This is a genomic window from Synechococcus sp., assembly GCF_982614295.1.
Map to the genome: position 1 here is coordinate 48,127 of NZ_CEXBMR010000005.1, position 5,638 is coordinate 53,764.

Annotated in this window: 5 protein-coding genes; 2 read left to right on the plus strand and 3 right to left on the minus strand. The window is 47.8% G+C overall.

Features of this window, described 5'->3' with window-relative positions:
* Positions 1-60: 60 nt before the first annotated feature.
* Together AC2JC8_RS01795 and AC2JC8_RS01800 are read right to left on the minus strand one after the other, a co-directional pair.
* On the minus strand, positions 61-291 hold the full coding sequence (locus AC2JC8_RS01795; RefSeq protein WP_484400931.1) for a hypothetical protein: 231 nt from the start codon (positions 289-291) through the stop codon (positions 61-63).
* A 53-nt stretch (positions 292-344) separates the two neighbouring features.
* The gene (locus AC2JC8_RS01800; RefSeq protein ID WP_484419874.1) at positions 345-1,997 is read right to left on the minus strand and encodes a peptide chain release factor 3; all 1,653 of its coding nucleotides are present in this window, start codon (positions 1,995-1,997) and stop codon (positions 345-347) included.
* Positions 1,998-2,069: 72 nt separating this feature from the next.
* Between AC2JC8_RS01800 and AC2JC8_RS01805 the strand changes: the two genes are divergently transcribed.
* Positions 2,070-2,297, plus strand: coding sequence for a hypothetical protein (locus tag AC2JC8_RS01805; RefSeq protein ID WP_484419873.1), 228 nt, complete (start codon positions 2,070-2,072; stop codon positions 2,295-2,297).
* A gap of 45 nt (positions 2,298-2,342) precedes the next feature.
* Here AC2JC8_RS01805 and AC2JC8_RS01810 read toward each other — a convergent pair whose 3' ends face one another.
* Positions 2,343-3,038 carry a Coq4 family protein gene (locus AC2JC8_RS01810; protein ID WP_484419872.1) on the minus strand — a complete coding sequence of 232 codons (696 nt, stop codon included), beginning with the start codon at positions 3,036-3,038 and terminating at the stop codon, positions 2,343-2,345.
* A gap of 139 nt (positions 3,039-3,177) precedes the next feature.
* Between AC2JC8_RS01810 and nrdJ the strand changes: the two genes are divergently transcribed.
* Positions 3,178-5,508, plus strand: coding sequence for a ribonucleoside-triphosphate reductase, adenosylcobalamin-dependent (gene nrdJ, locus AC2JC8_RS01815; protein WP_484401481.1), 2,331 nt, complete (start codon positions 3,178-3,180; stop codon positions 5,506-5,508).
* Positions 5,509-5,638 lie beyond the last annotated feature (130 nt).

Sequence of the window (5,638 nt, forward strand, 5' to 3'; positions counted from 1 at the left end):
GTGCCCTGGGCCATGGGGGAACCTGCAATGTCTGCAGAGAATTAGGGGTTTGGGTAAGGCTTAAAAAACTGGTTTGCTTGGTTGATAACCATGGGCTTCTAATTGATGGCGCTGCAAAGGCATCGACTCAAGGCTCAACCAACGACGCTTCTTAAGTAAAGGCATTTGAGGTGGTAGATGGCAACCTTCTATCCATTCATACTGCTCTTTACCTTGAACTGAGCTGCTACGTAGCCTCACGTAATCGCAGCCACCGTCGTTGCGTGGCCGCACCCACCACTGGCTCAGCATTTAATTCACATCTTCTATACCCATCTTGGCGAGGCCAGGCCATAGTTGTGGGCTCATAAGCTGATTGGTTCAAGCCCGCTCACTACAGGAGCAACAGAGGCGAGCTCTAAGGCTGGATGATCTTCTTGTAGTTGATTCAAATTCCAATCATTTTTAAATAGCAAAACAGGCCGGTCCCAACAATCACGCACGGTTTTGCAATTAAAAATACGACCCACGCTTTCAAGCATCGGCCAGCCGCCATTAACCCAACGTGCCACTGAAAAACCCAAAGGTTCTAGGCGGGTTGGCACCCCGTATTCGTTCTCAAGCCGATGTTGAACAACCTCTAGTTGCAGTTGACCAACTGCCGCAAGTATTGGATCCCGTTTGCTTTGATCGGTGTCGTAGAGAATTTGCACTGCCCCTTCTTCTCGTAATTCATTGACCCCTTTACGAAAACTTTTAAATGCAGATGGATTTGGATTACGCAACCAGGCAAAAAGTTCTGGGCTAAAACAAGGTATACCTTCATATTCAACCCTAGCTCCACTATATAAAGTATCACCAATTGCAAACATGCCAGGATTATTTAAGCCAATTACATCTCCGGGAAAAGCTTCATCCACAACCTCTCGATCTTGGCCAAATAATTTCTGCGGGCGCGAAAGTCGAATCGAGCGTCCGCTGCGGGCATGTTGCACGGTCATGTCCTTTTCGAACTTTCCAGAACATACCCTCACAAAGGCAACACGATCGCGATGGCGCGCATCCATATTTGCCTGTAATTTAAAAACAAAGCCACTGAAATCAGTGCTCAATGGATCTATAGGACCCTCTCGACTTTGTCGTGCAACAGGTTTCTGGGCTAGTTCTAAGAATGTATCTAAGAATGGGTGCACACCAAAATTAGTCATGGCGCTACCAAAAAATACTGGGGTTAGGGCACCTGCATGCACAAGATCTAATTCTAATTCAGCCCCTGCAGTATCTAATAATTCTAATTCTTCAATTGCTTGATCTAATAATTCTGATTCTACCAGATCTTTAAGGTTTGGATCATTTAATTGCAGCCTACTTTCAGTTGCTTGGCGTCCCCGTTCCGCCCGTTGAAATAGGATCACTTCTCTACTGCGCCGATCGATTACGCCACGAAAACGTTCACCACTGCCGATTGGCCAATTAACAGCCCATGGCGCTAAACCTAATTCTTTTTCAATCTCATCTAATAATTCCAGTGGCTCCCGCCCCGGCCTGTCCATTTTATTTATAAAAGTAAATATTGGTATTTGCCGCATCTTGCACACTTCAAAAAGTTTGCGGGTTTGTGGTTCAAGGCCTTTCGCGGCATCTTCCAGCATCACAGCATTATCTGCAGCCGCTAAAGTGCGATAGGTATCCTCTGAAAAATCTTGGTGGCCTGGGGTATCTAGTAAATTAATTGTGTTGCCGTTGTAATCAAATTGCAGCACCGTGGAAGTAATAGAAATTCCCCTTTGTTTCTCAATTTCCATCCAATCTGAAGTAACGCGTCGCTGCTCACCTTTTGCTTTAACGGCCCCCGCTTGTTGAATCGCACCGCCATAAAGCAATAGCTTTTCGGTAAGGGTGGTTTTACCCGCATCTGGATGGGAAATGATTGCAAAATTTCGCCTTCTCGCAACAGCGGCGCGAAAGGCAATTTCTTCTGGGCTGCAAGTTGCCGGTTCAGTGCTGCTGGTAGTCATTCCTTAAGCCTGGCAGGTCGCATCGCCAAAACGCCAGCTATGTAGCCTTTTTAGTACCTGTGGATTTTGCTAGTGATTCGCCCAGATCCCAGTGCTTCAGGCCAAACCGTTTTTAATAATCCAGATGGTTTTGCGATGGCTTTTAGCGATGCTTGGCAGGCCTTGGAAGCACAAAATTTGAGCCGTGAAGAGCGTTTGGAGCAAGTAATGCTGCAATTGGCAAGCCATCCATTTTTGTTGCAGGCACCTGCCCAGGCGCAGGAATTAGCGGCTTTTAGGATCCGGCTGCTCGGCTATTAGTTTGTTTCTATCTAAATGAACTGTTTTATTTAAGCCGCTGTTTTTTTAAGCCGCTGTTTTTTTTAAGCCATAGATAAATCCATTAGCTGGCTTTGTAATTCCAAGCTCTTGTCGCCAATCGCTTAGGGGCCTTTCCCAGCCTTCTTCCCAACGGGCGATAGCTAAAGCCTCTGCATTGAAGCCCATTGCAATGCCGTGATTTATAGAGGCACTTAACTGCGGATAACTGGTTGGTGAGAGTCTGAAGCTACTTATCGCAGCGGCATTGTTCAGCATCACGTAGGCAGGAAAACCGATCTGGCAAGCAGTGATCGCCAGCACGCCACTTTCACCTTCTGGTGTAGTTGCAAAGCCGCCTATTACGTGGTGAATGTCGTGGGTGGTGGCGATGCGTTGGGTAAGCCAATGACCATCACTGCTGATCGTTCGTGGGCGGAAAAACTCAGGGTCGTAGCCGTTTTTTAAAATTAAATTGGAGTATTGAAAACCAAGGCTGTCCTTTGGCAGCTGCTGCAGATAAGCGATGTTGGGTTGCAAGGCTGGATAACGGCTATCAATTAAGGCGTTGCCCCCTGGGAGGGCGCGAAACCGTTTGATGCAGGCATCCATCTGAGGGGTATCAATAAAACTATCAACAAGATCAGCAATGCTCGTTAATTCGCCTTTGCTATGGCCCACCTCTGCCATCAAGCGAAATTGCTGCAGCGCTTGCAGTAATTCTTGGAAACGAACCCGTGGCATTGATAAAACCTCTAAACCTCAGCAATACCAATGCTTCGGCCTTGGGCTATGAGCTTTGGGCCAGATCAATGGCCGGCATTCTCCCCCTACCGCTACCGATGGCGTATTAGCTTCCCTCGTAATACCAGATCTAGCGCCGGTGACCTCCACCCTCCAACGGCTTGAAGAGTTGAACTCAAACAATCAAGACCCCGTTGATTTCCCGATAACAGCTCCAGCTGCAAACCCTGTTTTTTACCGCACCTACAGCCGTAAAACCCCTAGCGGTCGTGAAAGCTGGCATCAGGTTTCTGAGCGAAATCTTGAAGGTTTACGGATATTGGGTCGTTTGGATTTAGCTGAAGTGGAGATGATCCGCCGCATGCAACAACGCCAAAAGTCTTTACCTTCTGGCCGTTGGCTTTGGATTGGTGGCACCGCTTGGATTGAAAAACCTGAAAATTTTTCTGGTGCTTACAACTGCACCTCCACAAATCTGGTGGATTGGCAAGCCTTCGGCTTAATGATGGATTTGGCAATGATGGGCTGCGGCACCGGCGCCATCATTGAGCCGCGATTAATCGATCGTTTGCCAACGGTGCGCAACAGCATCGCGATTAAAAGTGTTAGCGATATCGGCGTCACATCGCCTGCAGCCCGCGAAGATCGCACCAGCCATAGCATCAGTGGCCAATCCGTTTTGATCAAGGTTGGTGATACGCGTAGGGGCTGGGTTGATAGCTATCAATTGCTACTTGAACTTTGTAGTAACGAAAGTTTTGATCCTGCTTTGCCAATAGAGATTTCGGTTGATTTATCCGATGTCCGACCCGTTGGTGAAACCCTCAAGGGATTTGGCGGCATGGCCAATCCAGTAAAGCTGAAAGATCTATACGCAAGAGTTGCCCAAATCCTCAATCGGGCCAATGGTCGCAAGCTCACTTCAGTGGAATGTTGCTTACTAATCGATGAGGCAGCCGTAACGATTGTTGCTGGCAATATTCGCCGCAGCGCTGGGATGAGACAATTTGCAGCTAATGATCAGGCTGCTTCAGTTGCAAAAGACAACCTCTGGCAGCAAGACGAACAAGGCAACTGGAGCATTGATCCAGAACGCGATTCGCTGCGGATGGCAAACCATACCCGTGTATTTCACAATCGCCCCAGCCGCGATGTGGTGTACGACGCGGTATTAAAGCAATTTAATTCCGGCGAGGGGGCTATTCAATTTGCACCAGAAGCAATCGCAAGATCTAATGCAGATTTATTAAATACCCCTGAACTAAGGCTTGAATTCCAAGATATTTACTGCGAGCAAGGTAGAGAAGAAGCAGGTCGTTGGTTGCAATTAAATCATCCAGCCATCAACGATGCTGAATTAGAACATCGCCTAAATCGTTACGGCTTAAATCCTTGTGGTGAAATCCTTGGAGCTGATTTTCATTGCAACTTAGCAGAGGTGCATCTCAATCAAATTGATCCCACTGATTTAGCAGGGCAAGCTGATGCGTTTAAAGCCGCAGGTTTAGCTGTTGCCTGTTTGCTTAATCATCGCTTTGAGGTGGAACGCTATCGCCAAAGCAGGGCATGGGATCCGATTGTTGGGGTAAGTTTTACCGGCTTATTTGATTTCTTTGTGCACGCCTTTGGAACGGCATGGTTGAAATGGTGGGAGGCGGGCCGCCCTGCAAATTCTGAAGGTAAGGCCTTTAAGGAACAGGAAGCTGAATTTTTAAACCGTTGGAAGCAGATTGTTAATGAAGCGGTTTGGGATTACTGCGATCGTCACCAGCTGCGGCGTCCAAATCGTTGTACCACTGTTCAACCTGCAGGAACAAAAAGTTTGCTTACCGGTGCATCACCTGGTTGGCATCCCCCTAAAGCTCAGCGCTTTATTCGCCGCATTACTTTCCGCAAAAACGATCCTGTAGCCCTCGCCTGCCTCGATTATGGCTACACAATCGTGCCTTCTCAAAGTGATAAAGACGAGCAGGGTCGCTTGCTTGATGATGCGTTTGATCCCCGCTGCACGGAATGGCTTGTTGAGATACCCACCCAGGTGAGTTGGGCGAATTTACCTGGTGCGGATTTAGTGGAAATTAATAATTTTTCTGCAATGGCGCAATTTGATTTTTATATGCAAGTGCAGCAGCACTACACCGCCCACAACACTTCAGCCACAATTGAATTTCGCGAAAACGAAATCGAACCCCTTGCTGATGCGATCTATCAAACAATTCAGCAGGGCCAGGGATACATATCAGCGGCATTACTAGCTCGTTTTGATGCCAATGCCACCTTCCCGCGTCTGCCGTTTGAACCGATTGATGAGGCCACTTATCTGCAGCTCAATGCTGAGGTGGTAGCAAGGCGACGCAACCCAGATTTCTTTGATGCTTTGCAGCATTACGACAGCGGTGAATTGGTGGAGGCAGGCCCTGCTGGTTGCGATTCTGATAAATGTCTCTTGCCGCTTGCAAAGCAAGGTTAAAGAGCATGGGCTAGGTGGTTTGACGTGTCAAACTCACTTATATGAGTGTTGGCCTGATACTTCAGGTTCAAGCTTATGGAGGGGTGGTCGAGTGGTTGATGGCTCTGGTCTTGAAAACCAGCGAAGTGAA

What these genes read in the sequence shown, in the direction of transcription:
- AC2JC8_RS01795 (WP_484400931.1), bottom strand. Translation starts at nt 291, where the DNA reads ATGCTGAGCCAGTGGTGGGTGCGGCCACGCAACGACGGTGGCTGCGAT.
- AC2JC8_RS01800 (WP_484419874.1), bottom strand. Translation starts at nt 1,997, where the DNA reads ATGACTACCAGCAGCACTGAACCGGCAACTTGCAGCCCAGAAGAAATT.
- AC2JC8_RS01810 (WP_484419872.1), bottom strand. Translation starts at nt 3,038, where the DNA reads ATGCCACGGGTTCGTTTCCAAGAATTACTGCAAGCGCTGCAGCAATTT.